Origin of the sequence: Aeromonas sp. BIGb0405, assembly GCF_024807335.1 — a bacterium.
Classification (GTDB): domain Bacteria; phylum Pseudomonadota; class Gammaproteobacteria; order Enterobacterales; family Aeromonadaceae; genus Aeromonas; species Aeromonas rivuli.
In genome coordinates, this window is sequence record NZ_JANUEP010000004.1 from 300,744 (window position 1) to 320,711 (window position 19,968).

At 60.6% G+C, this 19,968-nt stretch carries 21 protein-coding genes, 1 other RNA gene and 1 riboswitch; of the genes, 4 read left to right on the top strand and 18 right to left on the bottom strand.

The features are described from left to right. Window positions 1–10: 10 nt before the first annotated feature. The 16 genes from M2366_RS12650 to rsmI form a co-directional block, all read right to left on the bottom strand. Entirely contained in the window at window positions 11–421 is a 411-nt protein-coding gene (locus M2366_RS12650) for a flagellar FliJ family protein (RefSeq protein WP_042041867.1), read from the bottom strand. A gap of 9 nt (window positions 422–430) precedes the next feature. Next, on the bottom strand, window positions 431–1,765 hold the full coding sequence (lfiI, locus tag M2366_RS12655; RefSeq protein WP_042041869.1) for a lateral flagellar FliI-like assembly ATPase LfiI: 1,335 nt from the start codon (window positions 1,763–1,765) through the stop codon (window positions 431–433). Next, window positions 1,758–2,450 (bottom strand): FliH/SctL family protein, encoded by a 693-nt coding sequence (locus M2366_RS12660; RefSeq protein WP_042041870.1) that lies wholly within the window; start codon window positions 2,448–2,450, stop codon window positions 1,758–1,760. Before M2366_RS12660 ends, lfiI begins: the two co-directional genes overlap by 8 nt. 12 nt (window positions 2,451–2,462) lie before the next feature. Then, window positions 2,463–3,491 carry a lateral flagellar motor switch protein FliGL gene (gene fliGL, locus M2366_RS12665; protein ID WP_042041871.1) on the bottom strand — a complete coding sequence of 343 codons (1,029 nt, stop codon included), beginning with the start codon at window positions 3,489–3,491 and terminating at the stop codon, window positions 2,463–2,465. Beyond that, a complete protein-coding gene (fliFL, locus tag M2366_RS12670) occupies window positions 3,478–5,157 on the bottom strand; it encodes a lateral flagellar M-ring protein FliFL (RefSeq protein WP_310508872.1) in 1,680 nt (559 codons plus the stop codon). Before fliFL ends, fliGL begins: the two co-directional genes overlap by 14 nt. A 74-nt stretch (window positions 5,158–5,231) precedes the next feature. Continuing rightward, window positions 5,232–5,558 (bottom strand): lateral flagellar hook-basal body complex protein LfiE, encoded by a 327-nt coding sequence (gene lfiE / locus M2366_RS12675; RefSeq protein WP_084218181.1) that lies wholly within the window; start codon window positions 5,556–5,558, stop codon window positions 5,232–5,234. 11 nt (window positions 5,559–5,569) lie between these two features. After that, window positions 5,570–6,835 carry a sigma-54-dependent transcriptional regulator gene (locus M2366_RS12680; RefSeq protein ID WP_370736605.1) on the bottom strand — a complete coding sequence of 422 codons (1,266 nt, stop codon included), beginning with the start codon at window positions 6,833–6,835 and terminating at the stop codon, window positions 5,570–5,572. A 246-nt stretch (window positions 6,836–7,081) separates the two neighbouring features. Further along, window positions 7,082–7,169: riboswitch (cyclic di-GMP riboswitch) on the bottom strand. A gap of 195 nt (window positions 7,170–7,364) precedes the next feature. After that, on the bottom strand, window positions 7,365–9,440 hold the full coding sequence (gene lfhA, locus M2366_RS12685) for a lateral flagellar biosynthesis protein LfhA (protein WP_224431905.1): 2,076 nt from the start codon (window positions 9,438–9,440) through the stop codon (window positions 7,365–7,367). Between the two features lie 3 nt (window positions 9,441–9,443). Then, window positions 9,444–10,580, bottom strand: coding sequence for a flagellar biosynthesis protein FlhB (gene flhB, locus M2366_RS12690; protein ID WP_042041878.1), 1,137 nt, complete (start codon window positions 10,578–10,580; stop codon window positions 9,444–9,446). After that, window positions 10,577–11,359, bottom strand: coding sequence for a lateral flagellar biosynthetic protein LfiR (gene lfiR, locus M2366_RS12695; protein WP_042041879.1), 783 nt, complete (start codon window positions 11,357–11,359; stop codon window positions 10,577–10,579). The genes flhB and lfiR overlap by 4 nt, the downstream gene beginning before the upstream one ends. After that, window positions 11,356–11,625, bottom strand: a complete 270-nt coding sequence (gene fliQ / locus M2366_RS12700) for a flagellar biosynthesis protein FliQ (protein ID WP_042041880.1) — start codon at window positions 11,623–11,625, stop codon at window positions 11,356–11,358. Before fliQ ends, lfiR begins: the two co-directional genes overlap by 4 nt. Window positions 11,626–11,627: 2 nt before the next feature. Continuing rightward, a complete protein-coding gene (fliP, locus tag M2366_RS12705; protein ID WP_224431903.1) occupies window positions 11,628–12,359 on the bottom strand; it encodes a flagellar type III secretion system pore protein FliP in 732 nt (243 codons plus the stop codon). Then, the gene (lfiN, locus tag M2366_RS12710; RefSeq protein WP_042041883.1) at window positions 12,359–12,736 is read right to left on the bottom strand and encodes a lateral flagellar motor switch protein LfiN; all 378 of its coding nucleotides are present in this window, start codon (window positions 12,734–12,736) and stop codon (window positions 12,359–12,361) included. The genes fliP and lfiN overlap by 1 nt, the downstream gene beginning before the upstream one ends. Window positions 12,737–12,743: 7 nt before the next feature. Beyond that, window positions 12,744–13,616, bottom strand: a complete 873-nt coding sequence (locus M2366_RS12715) for a FliM/FliN family flagellar motor switch protein (protein ID WP_224431902.1) — start codon at window positions 13,614–13,616, stop codon at window positions 12,744–12,746. 219 nt (window positions 13,617–13,835) lie between these two features. Then, window positions 13,836–14,221: RNase P RNA component class A (gene rnpB / locus M2366_RS12720), an RNA gene on the bottom strand. Between the two features lie 195 nt (window positions 14,222–14,416). Then, on the bottom strand, window positions 14,417–15,259 hold the full coding sequence (gene rsmI, locus M2366_RS12725) for a 16S rRNA (cytidine(1402)-2'-O)-methyltransferase (protein ID WP_259269878.1): 843 nt from the start codon (window positions 15,257–15,259) through the stop codon (window positions 14,417–14,419). Between the two features lie 79 nt (window positions 15,260–15,338). Here rsmI and M2366_RS12730 point away from each other — a divergent pair, with 79 nt between their 5' ends. The 4 genes from M2366_RS12730 to dolP are packed head-to-tail and all read left to right on the top strand — an operon-like array spanning window position 15,339 to window position 18,778. Beyond that, window positions 15,339–17,282, top strand: a complete 1,944-nt coding sequence (locus tag M2366_RS12730; protein ID WP_259269879.1) for a penicillin-binding protein activator — start codon at window positions 15,339–15,341, stop codon at window positions 17,280–17,282. Further along, on the top strand, window positions 17,194–17,595 hold the full coding sequence (locus M2366_RS12735) for a YraN family protein (protein WP_042041886.1): 402 nt from the start codon (window positions 17,194–17,196) through the stop codon (window positions 17,593–17,595). Before M2366_RS12730 ends, M2366_RS12735 begins: the two co-directional genes overlap by 89 nt. Before the next feature lie 9 nt (window positions 17,596–17,604). After that, entirely contained in the window at window positions 17,605–18,195 is a 591-nt protein-coding gene (locus M2366_RS12740) for an SIS domain-containing protein (RefSeq protein ID WP_005891102.1), read from the top strand. Between the two features lie 4 nt (window positions 18,196–18,199). Beyond that, entirely contained in the window at window positions 18,200–18,778 is a 579-nt protein-coding gene (gene dolP, locus M2366_RS12745; protein ID WP_042041887.1) for a division/outer membrane stress-associated lipid-binding lipoprotein, read from the top strand. Window positions 18,779–18,844: 66 nt separating this feature from the next. On the opposite strand, the gene M2366_RS12750 is transcribed toward dolP, so the two are convergent. Together M2366_RS12750 and sspA are read right to left on the bottom strand one after the other, a co-directional pair. Continuing rightward, on the bottom strand, window positions 18,845–19,270 hold the full coding sequence (locus M2366_RS12750) for a ClpXP protease specificity-enhancing factor (RefSeq protein WP_042041888.1): 426 nt from the start codon (window positions 19,268–19,270) through the stop codon (window positions 18,845–18,847). Then, a complete protein-coding gene (sspA, locus tag M2366_RS12755) occupies window positions 19,267–19,896 on the bottom strand; it encodes a stringent starvation protein SspA (RefSeq protein WP_005891096.1) in 630 nt (209 codons plus the stop codon). Before sspA ends, M2366_RS12750 begins: the two co-directional genes overlap by 4 nt. Window positions 19,897–19,968 lie beyond the last annotated feature (72 nt).

The window sequence follows — 19,968 nt, forward strand, 5'->3', positions numbered from 1 at the left end:
CCCCCCTGCGTCAACTACCCCGGGTACGATGGCGCAGGCCGCTTATCTCATCGAGCAGACGCTGCTCCTGTGACTCCCTGAGTCTCCTGTCCGCCAGTGCCCGCCGATCCAGCACCCCTTCCAATCCCTTCACGCGCCCGAACTGCTGGCGCAATTGCAACTCATGGCGATCCAGATCGAGGCGCGCCATCGCCGATTGCTGAACCTGATGGGCGTGCAAGCGGCGCAGCTGGGCATCCATCTGCTGACGATTTTGCAGCAACAGAGGGTGGAAACCCTGCCCCTGACCCAGGCTGGCGATCACCTCCTGCAATCTGAATGCCCGCAACTCCTCACGCTGAGCCAGCTCACGCAGCCGCTGACGCTCCTTGCCCATCTCGTCCAGCGCCTGCTGTTGTAAACCCAGATATGCATTGAGCACTGTCTCTCCTTAGGCCGGGCGGCCAAGCGCCTGGCGCAACCCGGCAGGGGCCTCGGCCAAGGGGGTCACTTCATGGATCCCTTGCTGCAGCAGCGCCGCGATGGCGGGGTAACGCTGCACGGCCTCATCCATCTGGGCATCCGCCCCCGCCTGATAACCGCCAAGAGGCAGCAATTCGCGCACCTGCTGATAACGCCCCCACAGCTGGCGCAGGGTGACCGCCAGGGATTGCCACTCGGCCGGTACCACCTGAGGCATGACCCGGCTGACCGAGGCACCGATGTCGATGGCCGGATAGTGGCCCTCTTCGGCCAGGCGCCGGGTCAGCACTATGTGGCCATCCAGAATGGCGCGGGCCGCATCCACCACAGGATCTTGCTGATCGTCCCCTTCCGCCAGCACCGTATAGAAGGCGCTCAGGCTGCCATTGGGATCGACACCGTTACCGGCCCGCTCCACCAGCTGGGTCAACATGCTGAACACCGAAGGCGGATAACCCCGGGTGGCGGGTGGCTCACCGATGGCCAGGGCTATCTCGCGCTGGGCCTGGGCATAACGGGTCAGGGAGTCCATCAGCAGCAACACGTCCTGGCCCTGCTCGCGAAAGTATTCGGCGAGGCGATGACAAAGCTGAGCCGCGCGCAGCCGCATCAGCGGGGATTGATCGGCCGGTGCTGCAATGACCACGGCCCGCGCCAGCCCCTCGCGGCCCAGGCTGTGTTCGATAAACTCGCGCACCTCGCGCCCTCGCTCGCCGATCAGACCGACGATGACGATCTGGGCCGTGGTGTTGCGGGTCATCATGCCAAGCAGCATGCTCTTGCCGACCCCGGAGCCTGCGAATAACCCGAGCCGCTGACCCTTGCCGACCGTGAGCAAGCCATTGATGGCACGCACCCCGACGTCGAGGGGCTCGCGCACCGGGGTACGCTGCAGGGGATTGGGGGGGGAACTGAACAAGCTGACACGCTCCCCGGCGTCTGGCAGCGGGAGGCCATCCAGAGGCTGCAACAAACCATCGAGCACGCGGCCAAGCAGGTGATCGCCGACCCGGATCGTCTCCTCACCCGAGATGGGCAACACCCTCGCCCCCGAGTAGAGGCCACTCATGGCCTGCAACGGCATCAGGTAAGAGACGTCGCGATTGAAGCCGACCACCTCCGCCAGCAGATAGCCCTCGCCTGCGGTATCCACCCGGCAGCGCTGGCCCATGACCAGCTGGCAGCCAACCACTTCCAGGGTGAGCCCCGTGACCCGCACCAGCCGGCCATAACGGCGAAAACCGGGGGCGGGCTCAAAGTCATCCAGTGCCGAACTGAGCGCCTGCTGCAAACGCTTATCCATTCAGGCTGGCATCCAGGGCGCTGTTGATCTTGTCAAGGCAGGCGTCGAGCCGCTCCGCGGTATTGACCTCAATCACAGCCGCCTGAGTCTCGAGCCTGGCATCCCCCATGGCCAGGGCCGCATCCTGCTGCAACGGCCAGCCAGCGCAGCGGGTCACGCCGAGTTCGGCCAGACGGCGCCTGTCTCCCTCATTGAGGTAGATGACCAACTCTTCAGGCTGGCTCGGCAGGCTGGCCAGCGCCTGCTCGACTTGCGTCAGCACTTGCTGGGGGTTGAGGGTGAACTCGGCCTGGATGACCCGCCGCGCCACCTGCTCAACCAACTGAGCCAACACCTGCTTTTGCTGCAACATGCGGGCCTGGCAGAGGCTATCCCACTGTTGCTGCAATTTCTCAAAAGGCACCATGGCCTGGTCGAAGGAGCCGCGTCCTTCGGCCAATCCCTGGGCAAGGCCCCGGGCCTGGCCCTGCGCCACCCCCCGACTCTCTCCCTCAATCAGGCCGCTGGTGAGTCCCTGCTGGTAACCTTCCTGATAACCCAGATCCTGGCCCTGCTCCAGCCCCTGCTGGTAACCGAACTCGAACTGCTCCTGCTCGCTCGGCTCCCCCTCTCCGACCTGGCCGAGTTGCGGGAAACGGTAGCGACGGGTCGCCCCCGGGGCCAACTTGCGCATCTTGTTAGGCATGCTCGTCTCTCATCAGTTGACCGTGGGCTCTTCGAACAGCTGGAACTCGACCTCGCCCTGCTCGACCAGTTCGCGCACCAGTTGCATGATGTCGTCCCGTGCCTGTTCCACCTTGCGCAAAGAGACGCTGCCCTGATCCTGGATCTGGGCCTCGAGGGACTGGGCCATCCGCTTGGGCATGGCACCGAGCACCACCTTGCGAAAGCTGGTCTCGGTGTTCTTCAGAGCCAGGGCCAGCAGATCGGCGGGTAACTCCTGCACCAGGCGCTGCAAGGTGTCGTCGCTCTGACGGCGCAGGGCCATGAAGTCGAACATGTTCTTCTCTATTTCGAGGGCCATGTCGCCATCGCGCTCACGCAGCAGGGAGAGCATCTGCTCCTTGTTGCCCTGATAACGATTGAGGATATCGGCAACCTGGCGCACCCCGTTGACCTTGGCGCCGGACTGATCCGCCACATAGGCCAGACAGCGATCCAGGGTGAGTCGCAGCTCATCGAGCACATGCTCGCTCACCGAGCTGAGTCCGGCGACCCGAACCAGCAGGTCATCGTGGAGCGAACCTGGCAAGGCATCGAGCACTGCCGAGGCGGTCTGGGGCGGCAGGAAGGCCAGCAAGACGGCCTGCATCTGCGGGTGTTCGTTGCGAAAGAAGCGGGCAAGCACCTCGGCAGGCACCCACTGCAGACGCTGGATATCCTGGCTCATGGCGTCGCCATACAGGCTATCGAGCAGGCTGCGGGAGAGCCGTTGGCCCAGGGCAAGATCCAGGGTCTGCTCCAGATAATCCCGGGAGGCGCTGGCGATGCCGCTCTGCTCCCGGTACTGGATGAAGAACTGCTGCAGGGTCCACTTCGCCTCGATGGAGCTGACCCCGGACAGGCCCGCCATCTTGGAGATGAGCCGTTGCACCTCGTCGCGCGACAGCTTCTGCATCACCTTGGCGGCCGCCTCTGTGCCCATGCTGAGCAACAAGATGGCCGCCTTCTCCAGGTTGTCTATGTCGATGTCCACTGCACTCTGGTTCATGTTAGCGTTGCTCATTACTGCTCACCCATGCCTTGACCACTTCGGCCACCCGGGCCGTGTCTTTGTCCACCAGCAGTTGCAGGTGTTTCAACTGCACCTCGAGTTCAGAGCCCGGCTCGGGTAGCGCATCGAGGTCCAGGGCGCTGAAGTGAGGCCCCTGCTCATCATCGGTACGGATGAGACCTTTACTGTGAGGCGCCGCCAGCGTCTCATCGGTCCGGCGCTGTAGCGGCAGGCCGAGTTCGGGTTCCCGCTCCTCCTGCTCCTCTTCGTCCGGCACGACCACTGGCTGCTGGGTACGCACCAGATGCTTGACCAGGGGACGTATCCCGAAGAACACCAGAGTCAGACCCAGCAGGCCGCCGACCAGGTAACGCAGGGAGTCCTGCCAGTACGGGGTCTCCCACCAGCTGGATTCGGGAGGGGCGACCTGCACCTCGTCGGTGAAATTGAATACCTGCAGGCTGATCTGATCGCCCCGACCGGTATCAAAGCCGACGGCCCGCTCCACCATCTGGCGGATCTGGCCAAGCTGAGCCTCATTCCAGCCCTCTTTCGGCGCAGTCTGCTCGTTGAGCAGCACCGAGACGTTCATCCGCTCGAGTCGCCCCTGCTGATAGCGGGTATGCACCACGGTGCGGCTATTTTCGTATTGGCGACTGCTCTCCTGGCGCTCGGTCCGGCTGTCGTTCTTGGGGGCCTGTTCCGCGGGTGCCGCGGCGGCACCATCGGCCGGTTCGGCCTGGGGTGCCGTCTCGGGTGGCCGATTGGACAGGGCTCCCGGGATCCCCATGGCCAGGGCATCGACCGTCTTGTCGGACTTGTTGGTCTCCTGGGTGATCACACCTTGCGGATCGAACTGCTGCTGAGTCTCTTCGACCGCATTGAAATTGACGTCTGCGGCTATCTGCACCCGGAAGTTGCCCGTGCCCAGCATGGGGTAGAGCATGTCAGTGGCACGCTGGCGTATGTATTGCTCCAGCTTGCGCACGTATTCCATCTGCTGCACGCTCTGTTTGCCAAAGCCCATCTTGTCTCCCAGCTCGCTGCTCAGCAGCTGGCCAGCCTGATCGATGATGGTCACGGCGCCCGGTTTCATGCCGGAGATGCTACCGGCCACCAGATTGGCGATGGCCTCAACCTGACCCGCTTCCATCGATTGACCCGGTTGCAGATCCACCATGACAGAGGCACTGGGCTTCTCTTCATCACGACCGACAAACAGGGTGCGCTTGGGAATAGCCAGATGGACACGGGCACTGCGCACCGCGTTGAGGGAGATAATGGTACGCGCCAGCTCCCCTTCCAGGGCGTGACGATAACGCGCCCCTTCCATGAATTCGCTGGTGCCAAGACCCGTGACCGCATCCAGCCCTTCCAGGCCAGAGGGCATGGCGGCACGGACCCCACGCGCAGCTAGCGCCATACGAATGTGAGCCAGTTGACTCTCTGGCACCAGTACCTGCCCGGAGCTTTTCTCAAGCTGGAAGGGGATCTGCTCTTTCTCCAGCATCTCCATGATATTGGCGGTGTCGTACAACTCCTGCTTGCCGTACAGGGGCACGTAGTTCTTGCTGGAGGTCCAGAGGATGACCACTATGGTCCCCGCCACGGTGGCGGCCAACAGGGCTATGGTCAGGATGGATTTATTGTCGCGAGAGAGGCTGCGCCAGTTCTTCAGCCACGCCTGTATGCGCTGCTGCATGCTGACGGCCTCCCGTGGCGAGCCGCTTACCAATTCAGTCATCAGTAACCTCAGAGCGGCATGCGCATGATGTCATCGAAACCCGTCATCAGCTTGTTGCGCACCTGCATCAGGGCGGAAAAGCTAAGACCGGCTTTCTGACTGGCCACCATGGCCCCGACCAGATCATCGCTCTGGCCCGCATCGACCGCCGTCATCAGACGGGAAGAGATGTTTTGTTGTTCGTTGACCCGATTGACCACGTCTCGCATGGCATTGCCGAAGGAGACTTCCTGACCGCCCTGGAGCTCGATGTGAGGCTCCTGGCTCGCCACCCGCTTCAGCTCCTGCATCTGCTGCAACAGAGTGGTCTGTGACGACATCATTTCAATCTTCACTGGGTTATCCCTCAATTTTGAATCTGGAGTTCAATGTCTATGCCCTGCTCACGCATCGCCGCCAGCTTGTAGCGCAATGCCCGGGTCGTCATGCCCAGGGCCTCGGCCGTGCGGGTTCGATGGCCGCTACAGCGGCGCAGGGTCTCTAATACGAACTGAAACTCGGCATGGCGGCGGGTCTCCATCAGCCCTTCAGGGGCCAACAAAGGCTCGACCAAACCGGGTTCTGCGGCCCCCGGCTCACGGGGCAGCATCAAATCGATCGCTTGAATATGCAATCCTCGCGCCATGATGAGCGAACGCTGAATGACATTGTCGAGCTCGCGCACATTGCCGGGCCAGGGATAAGCAAGCATCTGCTTGCGTGCCAGCTCGCTCAACCAATGACCCTGTCTGGGTGCATAGCGGGCGATGAAATATTCAGCCAGCGGCAGGATATCTCCCGGCCGTTCACGCAACGCAGGCCAGCTCATGGGCAGCACATCGAGGCGGTAGAAGAGATCCTCGCGAAACAGCCCTGCGGCCACCAGGGTCCGCAGATCCTTGTTGCTGGCCGCGATGATGCGTACATCCAGGTTGATCAGTTGATGGCTCCCCAGTCGCTCGACCTGGCGCTCCTGCAACACCCGCAGCAGCTTGGCTTGCAGTGCCAGGGGCAGTTCGGAGATTTCGTCCAGCAACAGGGTCCCCCCCTGCGCCTGCTCGAACTTGCCAGGCTGGGCCGACACCGCCCCGGTGAAGGCCCCCTTGGCATGGCCAAACAGGATGGACTCGATCATCGACTCGGGGATGGCGGCGCAGTTGATGGCGACAAAGGGGCCATCACAGCGGTTGGACATCTCATGGATGTACCGTGCCAGACGCTCCTTGCCGGTCCCGGATTCACCACCGATGAGAATAGTGGCCGAGGTCTTGGCGGCCCGGCGGGCCAGCTGCAATACCTGACGACTGGCACTCGACTCAGCAATCAGATCCGGGATCGGCTGGCGCAGGCGCAAGGCTCCCCGGATCGCATCCAGCATCTGCTGTCGCCCGAAGGGTTTGATTATGTAATCGATGGCGCCGGCCCCCATGGCCTCGGCCGCCAGATGCCCCTGATGCTCATTGACCAGGATGACACTGTCGGTGTCGGTCAATTTGCCCAGAAAGCCCTTGAGGTTGTCGATGGGCGTGCTCACGTCCAGCAACAGCAGATCGACCCTGTCATTGGCAAGGCTGGCGCATGCCTGCCTTGCCGAGTCGACGATAGATACCCGATATCCCGAACTCTCCAGCATGATCAGTATCTCTTCCCCGGCAGAAGAGTCTGGCTGCAGCAATAACAGATGAGGGAGCCCCCCAAGGCCTGGCGGCGTCGGGGTACATTTCAGAGAAACATCCGAAAGCATATGAACCTGAACCTGTGATTGTATTGTCGTCAATCAACAGAACTGAAATGTCAAAACCGAGGAAAGAGGTGGCCGCCGCCATGCATCTGCGTGCATGTCGGTTTGCTATAGGCGTCATTCGTGACGGTACCTATCCCTGGTAACCCCGCTATCATTGGCATTCCCGCCATTAGACCGGAGGCTTTGCGTCCTGACTTTTCAGTTCAGTTTGCCTTTTTCATGCGATATGCCCTTATGCAAAAGGACAGCCAGACAGCGGTTGTCGCAGCCTGGCAGCACGTATCAAATTATTATATTTATCAGTATGTTTTGGCGGCAAGCGTCAAAACACGGCGCATCATAACAAGTTGAGAAGACAGTTCAAGCACAGATGCGGAATAAGATTTTCCTATCTGACTGAGATCAAGGGCAATTCTCTTCACCCCAGGGTACCGACCACTTCCACCCTCAGCTCCTCCGGGATCTCGTTGTAAGAGAGTACCTTGAGCCCCTTGGCGAAGGAGGTGGCATAACGGGACAGCAAAGGTCTCAGTTGGGGCATCACCACCAAGACTGGGGCATGGCCCTGCTGCTGGAGCTGCTCCTTGACAAGGGGCATATTTTGTTGGAGCTGAGCCAGCAATTGGGGGTCAACCGGGAAACTGTCCAGCGCCACCTTGCCCTGTTGCTGAGCCTGATTCATGGCCGCCAACAGTGTCTGCTCCAGCCGTTCATCCAGCGTAAAGGTGGCCAGCAGCTCACGCTGTCCTATCACCTGACGCACTATCTGGCGCTTGAGGGCGCAGCGCACGTCCGCCGCCAGCAGCACGGGATCCTTGGTCAGCTCGCTCGCGTCGAGCAAGGTGGTCGCTATGGTGCGGATGTCGGTCAGGCTCACCTGCTCCTTGAGCAGTTGCCGGAACACCCGAAGCTGCTGCATCTGGGTCAGGGCGAGGTTGAGCTCCTCCGCCAGACGGGGAGACAGGGTCGCCAGGTATTGACCCAGCTTGCCGACTTCATCGTGGCCGAACAGGGTGTCGAGCTGTTCACGCAGCAGCTTGCTGGCATGGGTCGCTATCACGGTCGCCGAGTCCACCACCGAGTAACCCAGATTGAGTGCCTTGGCCTTGTGGTCCGGGGCTATCCAGACCGCGTTCATGCCGTAGGCGGGATCCTGGGTCAGCTCGCCGTCCAGGGCACCGTAGGTCTCGCCACTGCTGATGGCCATCAGCCGCTGGCAATCCACCTGCCCGCTCGCCATGGGCACGGAGGAGAGCCGGACTCGGTATTGATCGGGTTGCAGCTGCAGGTTGTCACGCACCCGGATCTCGGGCAGCAAGAAACCATACTGCTCGGAGAGGGTCTTTCTGATGCCCCGCACCCGCACCAGCAGCTCGGCGCCCTTATCCGCCTCGGCCAGGGGAACCAGCTTGTAACCAAGCTCGATGGCGATGGGATCGACATAGGGCAGATCCTGCCACTCCAACCCCTGATGTTCAGGCAACACCAACTGCTGACTCAGTTGCTCGGCGGCATCGAGCGCCGGATCCTGCTGCTGTCGCAGGCTCACCCGCCAGCCGGTCCAGGCCAGGACGGCGGCAAAACTGACGAAGGCCAGCATGGGCATGCCGGGCACAAGACCCAGGATCAGCATGATGGCGGCAGCCGTGTAGATGACCCTGGGCGACGCCAATAGCTGCTGGCCCACCTGATCGGACATCTCCCCCTCATCACTGACCCGGGTCACTATGATGGCGGCTGCGGTAGACATCAGCAGGGAGGGGATCTGGGCAACCAGACCGTCCCCTATGGTGAGCAGGGCATAGCGCTGGAAGGCCTCTGCCACCGGCAGGGCATGCTGAAAGATACCGATGGCGAGACCGCCAACCAGGTTGATGATGAGCACCAGCAGCCCGGCGATGGCATCCCCACGCACGAACTTGGAGGCACCATCCATGGCCCCGTAGAAGTCGGCCTCGCGGGAGATCTCTTCCCGCCGGGCCCGGGCCTGGTGTTGATCCATGATGCCGGCATTCAAGTCGGCATCTATGGCCATCTGTTTGCCCGGCATGGCGTCCAGGGTGAAGCGGGCCGACACCTCTGATATCCGTTCGCCACCCTTGGTGATGACCACGAAGTTGATGATCATCAAGATGATAAACACCACCAGGCCAACCACATAGTTGCCGCCGATGACCACCTCGCCAAACGCCTGGATGACCTTGCCCGCCGCATCATTGCCCTCATGGCCATTGAGCAGCACCACCCGGGTCGAGGCGACGTTGAGGGAGAGCCTCATCAGGGTCGCCACCAGCAGCACGGTCGGGAACACGGAGAAGTCGAGGGGACGGCGGGCCGAGACCGAGACCAGCAACACCATGATCGCCAACACTATGTTGAAGGTGAACAGGCCATCGAGCAGCCAACCCGGCAGCGGCAGTATCATCATGGCCAATATGGCCAGCAGCATCAGGGGGATGGCCGTATAGGACTTGGTCAGGGTACGCCAGTTCACAACTTACCTCTCGGGTTGACGCAATTCAGGGGGCACATGCAGGGGGGCTAGCGGGCCGGGCTGCTTGCCCCGCCCAGCCTGATAGGCCTGCAACTGCAATACATGGTTCAGGACATAAGCCACCGCGGTATAGAGACCGGCCGGGACCTCCTGATCGATTCGGGTCGAGTAGTAGATGGCTCGAGTCAGCTCAGGCAGGCTCAACACCATCTTGTCGTGCTGCTTGCCCACCTGCTTGATCCGCTCGGCCATGCTGTCGACCCCCTTGGCGATCACATAAGGGGCATTGGCGCGGGCGGGATCGTATTTGATGGCCACCGCATAGTGGCTCGGGTTCACCACTATCACATCGGCCTGGGGCACCCGCTTCTCGATGCGGGCCCTGGCCAGCATGGCTTGTACTTGACGGATCTTCGCCTTGATCTCCGGGCGACCCTCGCTGTTCTTGTGCTCATCCTTGACCTCCTGCTTGGTCATGCGCAGTTGTTTCTGCATCGACCAGCGTTGGTAAGGCACATCGAGCAGGGCGATCAGCATCTGAACGGCGCCAAGCAGGATAAAGGCCTGGGAGAGGATCCCCAGCGCCTGCTCCATCGCCATCTGGGGCGGCATTCGATTCATTTGCAACAGGGTCGGCCACTGATGCTGCAATAACAGGGCCAAGGTTGAACCAATCAGCACTATCTTGAGAATGGACTTGAGCAGCTCCATCAGGCTATGGGTGGAAAACATGCGCTTGAGCCCCTTGAGCGGATTGAGCTTCTCACCGCTGGGCATCAACTTTTTCCAGGTGAACACCATACCCCCCGGCACCATGCTGACCAGGATCAGCATCAGTGCCAGGAAACCGAACAGGGGCAGCAAGGCCATGAGCATGCTGAGCAGGGCCTCCCCGGTCCAGCTCATCATCATCTGGGGATCCCGCGCCCCCTGCCAGTCGAAACGGATGGGACGTTTCATCAATTCGGCGAAGAAACTGCCAAGGCCGGGCACCATCCACTGCATGGCGAGGCCACCGAGCAGCAGCAGACCCGCCGAGCTCATCTCCCGGGAGCGGGCAATCTGCCCCTCATCCCGAGCCTTGCGCTGTTTCTGGGTGGAGGCCTGCTCAGTTTTATCCTGAGCGCTGGTCTGACTCATTGCACACTCAATCCCTGCAACTGCTCCAGCACATGGCTGACCAGATCGAGATAACGAGCAGGCACCCCGCTGATGGAGAGCGCCATGGTCAGCAACCCCAACAACAGCGTCATGGGGAACCCCAGGGAGAAGATGTTGAGGGAGGGGGCCGTGCGGTTCATGACCCCGAAGGTGAGATTCACCATCAGCATCGCCACCACGGCAGGCAGGGTCAGGATGAGGGCGGCCCCGATACTCCAGCCAAACAGGCCGATGACCCCCTTGATATCGAGCAGGTAGAGCGAAGAGCCCGGCGGCCAGCTGCGCAGACTCTGCACCAGCACCTCCAGCACCACCAGATGGCCATTGAGGCCGAGAAACAACAGCGTGGCAAAGATGAGCATGATCTGGCTGATGATGGGCGCCGATTCACCATTGCTGGGGTCATTCATGACCGCCATACCCAGACCCATTTGCATCGACAGTATCTGGCCCGCCATGGTCATCACCATGAACAGCATCTGGACGCAGAGCCCGAATAACAGGCCGAACATCAACTGTTCCAGCGTGACCAGGATAGCCTGTGCCGAGAAGGGGTCTATCAGCGGCATGGCCTTGAGCATGGGGGCCAGCAGCAGGCTGAGCAGGAAGGCGAGCAACAGCCGGATCTGGGGCGGCACCCGGCCATCCCCGAAGAAGGGCATCACCCAGAAGGCGGCGCCGATACGAATGAAGGGCCACCACCACTGTCCCAGCCAGGCCGTCAGCTCGGCCGCACTGACCGAGATCAGCGAGTTCATCCGATAAGCCCGGGGATCTTGGCAAACAGCTCATTGAAGAGGGTGGTGATCTGGGCCAAAAGCCAGTGACCAGTGAAGATCAGCGTCAACAGCGTCACGATGAAACGGGGCAGGAAGCTGAGGGTCTGTTCCTGGATCTGGGTCGCCGCCTGAAACACACTCACGATGAGTCCGACGATCAAGCCGGGCACCACCAGCACAGAGACCATGATCACCACCAGATTCACTGCGCCACCCACCAGACTGACGCTCTGCTCGGGGGTCATGGTCAGCCCCCTCCGAAGCTGGCGGCCAGGGTGCCGACCGTCATCGACCACCCATCAACCAGTACGAATACCATCAGCTTGAACGGCAACGAGATGATGAGCGGCGACAGCATCATCATCCCCATGGCCATCAAGACGCTGGCGACCACCAGATCGATCACCAGGAAGGGGATAAACAGCATGAAGCCTATCTGAAACGCGGTATTGAGCTCGCTCAGCACGAAGGCGGGCAACAAGACACCGAAGGGTATGTCCGCCTTGGTGAGGCTGGTCGACTCCCCCGAGATCCGCAGCATCTGCTCCAGATCCGGCTCCCGGGTCTGCGCCAACATGAAGCGCCGCAAGGGTTGCTCGGCACGGCTTATCCCCTCGGACAGGGTGATTTCGTCGTTGTCATAGGGCAGGAAGGCGTTTTCGTACATCTCGGTCCAGACCGGACGCATGATGACCAGCGTCAGGATCAAACTGATGCCGATCAGTACTCGGTTTGGTGGGCTCTGTTGCAGACCCAGCGCCTGGCGCAATATGGCCAGCACTATGATGATGCGGGTAAAGCTGGTCATCATCAGTAACAGGGTCGGCAACAACCCCAGCAGGGTCATGAAGAAGAGGATCTGCAACTTGATGTTGTAGTCCTCGCCCCCTTCGGCGCCAGGCGCGACCGAGAAGAGGGTCATGTCCGCACCCCAGCTGGGCAGGGCGACGAGCAAGAGCAGCGGCAGCAGGACGCGCATCAGTCGTCCATGCCACCCAGCAGCTTGGTGTCAACCACCTCGACCAGACGCAGGCCATACTTGCCATTGACCACCACCACCTCACCACGGGCCAACAGTTTGCCATTGACCCGGACATCCAGCGGCTCACCCGCCAACTTGTCCAGCTCGATGACAGCCCCCTCTTCGAGCTGCATCAGATCCCCAAGCGGCACCTCTGCACTGGCCACTTCCAGGGTTACCTTGACCGGGATCTGGCGGAAGAAGGAGAGATCCCTCGGCTTGCCGCTACCGGTCGGCGCCAGGTAATCGGCCGCACTCGGCATGCTGAGTTCGTCATCAAACAACTGATCCAGGCTGTCCAGATCCAGGGGATCATTGATGTTATGTTCGTTCATCTTGTTCTTACTCCTCTATCACTGCCGTTACCTGATACACCAGGCTGCCTTTTTGCTCGGCAATGCGTCCATTGAAACAGGGGCGGCTGCCGATCAGGGCAGGCACCAGGTCAGGCATATCCAAGGCCAGCACATCACCAACCTGCAAGGTCTCCAGATCAGCCAGGGTCATGGCCATCTGTCCCATCACCACCCGCAATTGCACCGGCAGGTGAGTCATCGCTTGTTCCAGCTCACCGCGAACAGGGCGTTGATCGGTCAGTTGCGCCTCGGTTTCGGCCTGCAGCCACCACAACCGCCACTGATGGTTATGTTCTCCCAGACTCAGGGTCGCCTGGCTGGACCAGAGCGCAGGCCCCACTGGCAGCACATCGGCAGGCACGGGGGTGAGCTGCCAGCCCAGATCGCCGAGTCCCATGCAGGAGGAGAGAATATCGACCTGGTATTGGCAGAGTCGGTGCAACAGGCGCTGCTCGGTATCACTGAGGGATTTGGCCTGACTCGGCTCCTCACCCGCTTGCAGCTGTCCTCCGAAGAAGATCACGGCGAGACGATAGATGACGGACGCTGAAATGGAGAAAAACACTCGGTAGCGCTCGTCACGCTGGGCCCTGGCTTCGAGCCAGAACTGCTGATCTTCAGGAGGGAAATGGCCGGCACTGACGAAATCCTGAAACACGAGATCGCACTCGGCGCTGTTGAACAGCTGGGCCATGCACCCGGCAGCCTGCAAGGAGAAGCTGGCCAAGTGGGCATTCATCTGCTTGAGATGACCCTGTTTGGCTCGCTCGACACCGAGCAGATCGTAGCGAGGAAGCCCCCGTCCCTGTTCGGCCGGCAGCAGCCGGGAGGGTGTTAGCGTTAGGCTGCTAGCTGACATTGCGAATTCACCTTAACCATGTTCATGCCACCCTTAACCCACATCAGGGTGACGGGGCAGGTGGAGAAAAGGGGACTAGTCGACTTGAAGCGACCAAAATGGGCGGGAACTGTATTACAAAATGAAAAAAGGTGCTATCGACCCAGGCAGGCCCATAAAGAAAAATCCCGGACCAGAAGGTACCGGGATTCTTGTGGGTAACAGAGTACCCTGAAATTAGGTCGGAGTCGGCCTGTAAGCCGGGTTCTGTTCCGGGTTGCCCCGGTGACAATCATTCCTCTAGGCCAGCAATCGCTCACTGGCTCAAGCAACCTACCCGCCCCCAACGCGGGCCGCGCCAATAGGGGCCTATTTGGTCTTGCTTCGGGTGGAGTTTACCGTGCCACGAACTGTTGCCAGACGCGCGGTGCGCTCTTACCGCACCCTTTCACCCTTACCTGATCCCTTGCGGGCCATCGGCGGTTTGCTCTCTGTTGCACTGGTCGTAGGCTCACGCCTCCCAGGCGTTACCTGGCACCCTGCCCTATGAAGCCCGGACTTTCCTCCCCTCCGCCCGTCTGCCCCGAAAGGCACAACGACGAAGCAGCGATTGTCCAGCCGACTCCGGGCGCGGATTATAGCGCTGTCTGCTGGCCGGGGTAAACCGGCAATTGTCGATAGTGGCATTTATTCACGGCTTGATGCCTCCTGTCAGAGTGACATGACCATTGGTCAGCCACCCTCAACCTTGCTGAAAGGCTCCCGTTGCCACACCCGGGCGTGGTCGTGAAAGATCAGCTGCGTCAAACCGACCAGGCTACTTATTCTTTCTGGTGGTGATCCAGTCCGTACTTGTAGAGGGCGTTCTTCTTCACCCCATGGATCTCGGCGGTCAGCGCGGCCGCCTTCTTGAGGGGCAGTTCGGCCACCAGCAGACCCAGGGTGCGGATCGCATCAAAGGGCAACTCTTCTTCCACCTTGCTGGCGCCGGCCACCACCAGCACGATTTCACCGCGGCAACGGTTTTCGTCTTCCCCTAGCCAGACCAGCATTTCGGAGGCGGGCAGACCGTGGATGGATTCAAAGGTCTTGGTCAACTCGCGGCACACCACCACCTGGCGCTCCCCCAGGATGCGAGCAATCGCTTCTACCGTGTCCTGCACCCGGCGCGGTGACTCGTAGAACACCAGGGAGCGGGTATCTTCGATGACGGCCTGCAGCCGGTCGTCACGCCCCTTGGCTTTCGCAGGCAAGAATCCCTCGAAGGCGAAACGGTCGGTGGGCAGGCCAGCAGCACTGAGCGCCGTGATGGCCGCGCACGGGCCCGGCAGCGGCACTACCTTGACCCCGGCTTCGCGACAGCGGGTGACCAGGTGATAACCGGGGTCGCTAATCAGCGGCGTGCCCGCATCCGATACCAGGGCTACACTCTTGCCTTCCTTGATTTTCGCTATCAACACCTCGGCCTTCTGCTGCTCGTTGTGATCGTGCAAAGGGAAGCAGCTCACCGAGATCTGGTAGTGTTTGAGCAGTATGCCGGTGTGGCGGGTATCCTCGGCCGCCACCAGATCGACCCGGCGCAGAATATCGAGGGCGCGCTGGGTGATATCGGCCAAATTACCGATGGGAGTGGGGACTATATAGAGGGTTGGGGTGTCACTCATGGGATCTCCGAGCATCCCGACAATTGTGTCGCCATATTGGCCCGTTTACACTATGGGTAACTTCAACACTGGTCGGGGAATGAACTTGAACCGGGTTACAAAGCAGCTAAGTGTATCACGACTCTTCGGCATCCTACTCGCAGCTATCCTGCTTGCGGGTTGCGCGTCGGAACCCAATCAACCCTCTGGACAGGCAGGAGGCCTCTCTGGCTTCGCCACACTGACCCAGAATCCGGAGGCCTATCTGGCCAAGGTGGATCCGGCCAAGCCGGATGAAGCCTTCATCTGGCAAACCTTGGCTGCGCGCAGCTATCTGGCTCAAGGCCAGCTCAACCCGGCGCAGGCCTTGCTGCAACAGCTGCAAAAACAGGCCAAGACACCACAACAGCAAGCCCAGGCGCAATTGCTAGAAGCCCATGTGCTCCTGGCCCAGGGCAATGCCAACCAGGCGTTGATCTTGCTGGAAGGCAAGCCGGCGGTGGAGCTTGATGCCGATACCCAGCGTGACTGGTATCGCCAGCGCACCGTGTTGCAGCTCGACATCAATAACAAGTTTGGTGCCGCCAAATCCCTGATCTTGCTGGAGCCCTATCTGACCAAAGAGGAGGTTGCCACCAATCACAAGCAGATCTGGTCCCTGCTGAAAAGCATGACCCCCACCACCCTGCAAGCGCTGGAAGAAGCACCGGCACCCGATGTGACCACCGGCTGGCTGCGACTGGCTGCCCTAGTCAACGAGTTTGGTGCTCAGCCGAGCCAGCTGGCTCGTCAGTTAGATGGCTGGAAGCGTGACTTCCCAAACCATCCTGCCCAGCAGGACATGCCGGCCGGTCTTGGCGACTTGGCCAGTACCACTGGCCTGGCTCCTCAGCAGATAGCCGTTTTCTTGCCACTGTCCGGCAATCTGGAGCCCCAGGGTTCGGCAATCCGCAACGGTATGCTGATGTCCTACAAGGAGAATAACGGCCAATACAGCCTGAACTTCTACGACACCCAGACCAAATCCGTTGGTGAGCTTTACCAGCAAGCCATCCAGGATGGTGCCGACATGATCATCGGTCCCTTGCTCAAGGACAGGGTCGAGGAGCTGCTCAAGCTCAACCCGACCGTGCCCGTGCTCGCCCTGAACGAGCTGGACAAACCGATCGTCAATGACAGCACCTTCTACTTCTCCCTCTCGGCCGCCGCCGATGCAAGTCAGGCTGCCAACTACTTGTTTGGCCAGGGCTATCGCAAGCCCCTGCTGATCGCCACCCAGGGCCGCATTGGCTATGGCAGCATCAAGGCGTTCGAGCAGACCTGGAGCGGTCTGAGTCAGGACAAGCCCGTGGTCGCGACCTTTACCTCCCGCAAAGAGGTGCCGGGCATGGTGAAAAATGCCTTGAGCGGTCGCTCCACCGCCCGGGCGGGCGAGGTCATGCAGCTCTCCGATGAGACGCCGCGCAGCATCGATGTCGTCTATCTGATCGCCAACAACCTCGAGACCCGCATGGTCAAACCCTATGTGGATATCTCGGTCAATCCCATGGGTAGCCTGCCGATCTTCACCGGCCCCCGCGGTTATGACAGCGGGGCCACCGAGGCAGCCTCGGAGCTCAATGGTCTGCGCATAGGCGATATGCCGTTGATGCTGGGTGAGTTCAACGAGCTGCGCGGCAAGGCCCAGCTGCTCTGGCCACAGACTCAGGGTGACCTGCTGCGCCTGTTTGCCCTGGGCTATGACGCCGTCAGCCTGAGTCCTAACCTGATGCAGATGCGCGCCGTCGGCGCCATGAAACAGCCGGGTTTGAGCGGTCAACTCAGCATTAGTCAGGATGGCGTCGTACAGCGGGAGCAGAGCTGGGCCACCTATCAGGATGGCAAGCTGCTCGATGCAACGGGTAACCCCATCGGCATGGAGCAAGCCACGCTCCCTGACACCCCGGAGTCCAGCGATGAAGAGCCGGCTCAAGCCCCTGATACAGCACTGCCTGAACCTGTTTCAGACGACAGCGACACCACAGCGCCCGGGGCAGCACTTTGAGTTAGTCGCCGCCGACTGGTTGCAGGCCAAGGGCCTGCAACTGATTGAACGCAACTATCACTGTCGCGGTGGCGAGCTGGATCTCATCATGCGCCAGGGTGATACCCTGGTGTTTGTCGAGGTTCGATATCGGGCCAATAACGACCATGGCGGTGCCGCCGCCTCGGTCACCCCGGCCAAACAGCGCAAGCTCATGCTAGCCGCCCGCCACTATTTGACGCACCATGGCATCAACGAGGCCAGCCAGGCCTGTCGATTCGATGTGCTGGCGTTCGAGGGCAACCAGCCTGACTGGATCCAGAACGCTTTTTAAGAGGATCCCATGACAGATCGCATCAAAGAAAACTACACAGAAAGCATTCAAACCAAGATCGCCGCCTCGGAGGCGCTACCGGATGCCATCCATACTGCGGCGCAGATGATCACCATCTGCCTGCTCAATGGCCACAAGGTACTCGCCTGCGGTAACGGTCCCTCCGCCGCCCTGGCGCAGCTGTTTATCAGCGAGCTGGTCAACTGCTACGAGACACAGCGCCCCTCCCTGCCTGGCATGGCACTGACCGCGGACATGGCGACCATCAGTGCCATCGCCACCGATCACGGCTTCGAAGAGGTGTATGCCAAGCAGATCCGCGCCCTGGGTCAACCCGGTGACATCCTGGTGGTCATTACCACCTCCGGCCACAGCCGCAGTCTGATCAAGGCGGCCGAAGCCGCCCTCTCCCGTGACATGACCATAGTGGTGCTGAGCGGCGGTGACGGCGGCGAGATGGCCGGTCTGCTCGGTCCAAACGATGTCGAGATCCGGGTTCCCTCTGCCCGTCGACCACGCATTTTGGAAGTCAACCTGTTGACCCTGCATTGCCTCTGTGATCTCATCGATCAGACGCTTTTCCCGCAACAAGAGGACTGACATCTTGAAAAAAACCACGCTGACCCTGACCCTGGTGGCCGGAACTCTCCTGCTGCAAGGCTGTGCGGCCGTGCTGGTCGGTGGTGCCGCCGGTACCGCATCCAGCGCCGGCGATCGCCGCACCCTGAGCACCCAGTGGGACGATCAGGCCATCGAGTTGAAAGCGTCCAACGTGCTGGCAGACAACAAGCAGCTCTCTGCGGCCAGCAAGATCAGTGTCTACAGCAATAATGGCCGCGTGCTGCTGGTCGGTCAGACACCAACCGATGCTTACAAGCAGACCGCAGGCCAGTCGGTTGGCCGCATTGAGGGCGTTCGTCACGTCTACAACGAACTGCGCCTTGGCAAACCGGTGAGCATAGGTACCCGCAGCAACGACTCCTGGATCACCTCCAAGGTGCGCACCGACATGCTGGCCGCCAAGGACTTCGACAGTGCCAAGGTCAAGGTGGTGACAGAGAACGGCGAGGTCTTCCTGATCGGTCTGGTAACCCGTAAAGAGGCGGAACAGTCGGTCGAGATTGCCCGCCACGTCAGCGGTGTGACCCGGGTCATCAAGGCGTTCGAATACGCTCAGGACTGATGCGGGTCCCGCATCCGAAATAAAAAAACGCAGCCGATTGGCTGCGTTTTTATTGATTCAACAAGGTTACTTGATGACAGTGAGACTCGGCCTGCCCGTGGGGCGCGGCGGTTCAGGCTCAGGTTGCGCCTGATCTTCCGCCTGCTCCAGCCAGAGGTCATAAGCTGGCTCGGGCGGGAACAGAGTACCAACACCGTTCTCTCTGGCATGGATGGCCACTATGGCCGCCATGGGAATATAAACCTGCTGGGACACGCCACCAAAGCGGGCGCTGAAGCTGATAGCATCATTATCCATGTGGAACTGCATCACCGCTCGCGGCGCTATGTTCAGCACTATCTGCCCATCTTGGGCAAATTGCAGCGGCACCTGCACATGGGGAATGTTGACGTTCACCACCAGGTGAGGCGTCAAGTCATTGTCCAGCAGCCAGTCAAAGAACGCCCGCAACAGATACGGGCGGCTCGGGGTCATTGTCGGTTCCATACTCATATACCGGAGCGGATCTCGCGCTCAGCTTCAGTGAGCGATGCCTGGAAGGACTCACGCTCGAACAGACGAACCATATAGGCCTTCAGCTCTTTCGCGCCACGGCCACCCAGATCGATCCCCAGGCTCGGTAAACGCCACAGCAATGGAGCCATGTAGCAGTCAACCAAACCGAACTCTTCGCTCATGAAATAGGGCATTTCACCGAAGATGGGGGCGATGGCCAGCAGATTGTCACGCAACTCGTTGCGTGCCGCCTCGACATCGGTGCCAGCCATGATCTTGTCGGCCAGACTGTACCAGTCCAGTTCGATGCGATGCATCATCAGACGGCTGTTACCACGGGCAACCGGGTAGACAGGCATCAGTGGTGGATGGGGGAAGCGCTCGTCCAGATACTCCATGATGATGCGTGAGGTATAGAGTGCAAGCTCACGATCCACCAGAGTCGGCACCGAGTTGTACGGGTTCAGCTCAGCCAGTTCATCCGGCAGGTTGCTCGGGTCAACCTGGCAGATATCTACGCTAACACCCTTCTCCGCCAGGACAATGCGCACCTGATGGCTGAACATATCGTTGGCACCGGAAAACAGCGTCATTACCGAACGCTTATTGGCAGCTACAGCCATTGAACCCTCCCGTCATTAAAAAGCAGAAACGGCAATGAAGTAACTTGGACCTCATTGCCGTGCATTATATTA

Bases quoted from the DNA above. Each gene is read 5' to 3' on its own strand.
- lfiI (WP_042041869.1), bottom strand. From the start codon at position 1,765: ATGGATAAGCGTTTGCAGCAGGCGCTCAGTTCGGCACTGGATGACTTT.
- M2366_RS12660 (WP_042041870.1), bottom strand. From the start codon at position 2,450: ATGCCTAACAAGATGCGCAAGTTGGCCCCGGGGGCGACCCGTCGCTAC.
- fliGL (WP_042041871.1), bottom strand. From the start codon at position 3,491: ATGAGCAACGCTAACATGAACCAGAGTGCAGTGGACATCGACATAGAC.
- M2366_RS12680 (WP_370736605.1), bottom strand. From the start codon at position 6,835: ATGCTGGAGAGTTCGGGATATCGGGTATCTATCGTCGACTCGGCAAGG.
- flhB (WP_042041878.1), bottom strand. From the start codon at position 10,580: ATGAGTCAGACCAGCGCTCAGGATAAAACTGAGCAGGCCTCCACCCAG.
- lfiR (WP_042041879.1), bottom strand. From the start codon at position 11,359: ATGAACTCGCTGATCTCGGTCAGTGCGGCCGAGCTGACGGCCTGGCTG.
- fliQ (WP_042041880.1), bottom strand. From the start codon at position 11,625: ATGACCCCCGAGCAGAGCGTCAGTCTGGTGGGTGGCGCAGTGAATCTG.
- fliP (WP_224431903.1), bottom strand. From the start codon at position 12,359: ATGCGCGTCCTGCTGCCGCTGCTCTTGCTCGTCGCCCTGCCCAGCTGG.
- lfiN (WP_042041883.1), bottom strand. From the start codon at position 12,736: ATGAACGAACATAACATCAATGATCCCCTGGATCTGGACAGCCTGGAT.
- M2366_RS12715 (WP_224431902.1), bottom strand. From the start codon at position 13,616: ATGTCAGCTAGCAGCCTAACGCTAACACCCTCCCGGCTGCTGCCGGCC.
- rsmI (WP_259269878.1), bottom strand. From the start codon at position 15,259: ATGAGTGACACCCCAACCCTCTATATAGTCCCCACTCCCATCGGTAAT.
- M2366_RS12730 (WP_259269879.1), top strand. From the start codon at position 15,339: ATGAACTTGAACCGGGTTACAAAGCAGCTAAGTGTATCACGACTCTTC.
- M2366_RS12735 (WP_042041886.1), top strand. From the start codon at position 17,194: ATGAAGAGCCGGCTCAAGCCCCTGATACAGCACTGCCTGAACCTGTTT.
- M2366_RS12740 (WP_005891102.1), top strand. From the start codon at position 17,605: ATGACAGATCGCATCAAAGAAAACTACACAGAAAGCATTCAAACCAAG.
- M2366_RS12750 (WP_042041888.1), bottom strand. From the start codon at position 19,270: ATGAGTATGGAACCGACAATGACCCCGAGCCGCCCGTATCTGTTGCGG.
- sspA (WP_005891096.1), bottom strand. From the start codon at position 19,896: ATGGCTGTAGCTGCCAATAAGCGTTCGGTAATGACGCTGTTTTCCGGT.